This is a genomic window from Gordonibacter pamelaeae 7-10-1-b, assembly GCF_000210055.1.
Lineage (GTDB): Bacteria > Actinomycetota > Coriobacteriia > Coriobacteriales > Eggerthellaceae > Gordonibacter > Gordonibacter pamelaeae.
The window spans coordinates 3,135,600-3,137,402 of the sequence record NC_021021.1 but is presented as its reverse complement, the minus strand read 5'-3'; the positions used below and the strand labels follow the sequence as shown (position 1 = coordinate 3,137,402).

Genomic DNA, 1,803 nt, shown 5'->3' with positions numbered 1-1,803 from the left:
CTCAATTTGCTCCCTTCTGCGGCGTGGCAAATCTCCCGTCTACACCGATGACAAGGTCATCCCCGTATTTGCCCAAAAGTGTAACCAGCCTTGGGGCATCACTCTGGAGAAAGCAAAGTTTCTCGACGAGTCTGCGTTAGGAAAATACGGCGAGGAGCTCAAGCTAAGAGGTGGGGACGTCGTTGTCAATTCGACGGGCACGGGCACGCTCGGACGTGTCGGTCTGTTTGATGAAAGCATACTCGGCGAATACCCATTCATCGTGCCCGACTCCCATGTGGCGGTGGTGCGAACACTTGGTTCCGTGTTGGGTGAGTATGTTTTTCATCTACTTCGATCGGAGTATGGCCAACACCTCATCTTCAGCAAGCAAACAGGAAGCACAAATCAAAAGGAGCTTCCGGCGAAAGAGATCGCTTTCTTCCTAATCCCCGTCCCGCCCCTCGCCGAGCAGCGCCGCATCGTCGAAAGAACAGAAGAGGTATTCAATCTGCTCGATTAGCTGCTTTCATTGCGTAGTCGAAAGGAGACATGCAATGAAAGATTTTGAAGAGTACCTACAAGCACAAGATTATGCGGCAAACACAATTTCTTCGTACTTGTTTGCTGCGAAGCAGCTCGAGCAGAATATATCGCCTATCACAAACCAGTCGCTTCTCGAGCACAAGGAGTGGCTGGTTTCATCGTTTGCTCCCAAGACTGCGAATAACCGAATTGGTGCCATTAACGTCTACTTGGACTTTCTCGGATACAACGGGATGCGCCTAAAGGGCGTTAGAGTTCAGCAAAAGCCCTTCTTAAACAACGTTATTTCAAACGATGAGTACCGTCGTCTTCGAGACGGGCTCACGCGAGACGAGGACTGGTTTTGGTACTTCGTTGTACGCTTTCTTGCCTGCACGGGCGTCAGAGTGAGCGAACTTCGCAAGTTCGAGCATGCGCACGTTTTAGCTGGTCATATGGACATAGTTTCGAAAGGACAGAAGTTGCGTCGTGTCTATATCCCAGCGAACCTTCAAACGGAGGCGCTTAGTTGGTGCACTCGAGAGGGTAAAACGGAAGGCGTGCTGTTCGGCGACCGGTCGGCGCTAACAAGCCGTGGTATAGCGCTCGGTCTCAAACGTGCTGCCGAGCGTTACGACATAAACCCCGATGTTGTATACCCCCATTCGTTTCGGCACTTGTTTGCTAAGAACTTCATATCCAAGAACCCTGACATAGCCTTTCTCGCCGATTTGATGGGTCATGAGAGTATTGAGACGACGCGCATCTATTTGCGCCGCACTGCGGCGGAACAGCGCCGCGCCGTTGATGAAGCTATAGATTGGTGAAGTTAAATGCAGTCTTAATTGCTTCGACGATGTGCCGCTGCTCGGCGAGGGGCGGCACGGGGAGCAACATCGACAGCATCGCGTCAAACTCGATGCTGTCGACCGTAGTCCCGTCTTTATGGTATATGTCGCGTATTCGCTTGTCCCAGGCGTTGAAGCAAGTGAGGAGCCAATCGCTGAGCCTCGGATCGTACGGCGTCATGGCCTTTAAATCTTGATTGATCGTGGTTTCAACGCGATTGATGGCAACTGGGAGCAATCGACGAAGAATGCCGCTTCTGACGACCATGAGCACCGACCCGGCAGGCACTATGTTGGTTTCAGCCGCACCCGACTCAGTGAGCTCTATCTGCGAGCCAAATAGCTCAGGCGCCTTCATGTCCTTCGAGGTCATCCAGGGAACGCCGCCGCCCTCCCAGAACTCCTTGTTCGCTTTTGAGGGCGTCTTGCCTCCGCACGTAGCGACAAGCTG

The 1,803-nt window shown here is 52.7% G+C and carries 3 protein-coding genes; 2 read left to right on the top strand and 1 reads right to left on the bottom strand.

The window, feature by feature from the left end; genetic code table 11:
• Both GPA_RS14405 and GPA_RS14400 read left to right on the top strand, forming a co-directional pair.
• A partial coding sequence (locus GPA_RS14405; RefSeq protein ID WP_041239710.1) for a restriction endonuclease subunit S occupies positions 1 to 502 on the top strand: 502 nt, incomplete at its 5' end.
• Between the two features lie 34 nt (positions 503 to 536).
• On the top strand, positions 537 to 1,331 hold the full coding sequence (locus tag GPA_RS14400) for a tyrosine-type recombinase/integrase (RefSeq protein ID WP_015540327.1): 795 nt from the start codon (positions 537 to 539) through the stop codon (positions 1,329 to 1,331).
• On the opposite strand, the gene GPA_RS14395 is transcribed toward GPA_RS14400, so the two are convergent.
• Positions 1,318 to 1,803: restriction endonuclease subunit S (locus GPA_RS14395; protein WP_197533110.1), on the bottom strand; the 486-nt coding region annotated here is incomplete at its 5' end. The genes GPA_RS14400 and GPA_RS14395 overlap by 14 nt on opposite strands.

Bases quoted from the DNA above. Each gene is read 5' to 3' on its own strand.
- GPA_RS14400 (WP_015540327.1), top strand. From the start codon at position 537: ATGAAAGATTTTGAAGAGTACCTACAAGCACAAGATTATGCGGCAAAC.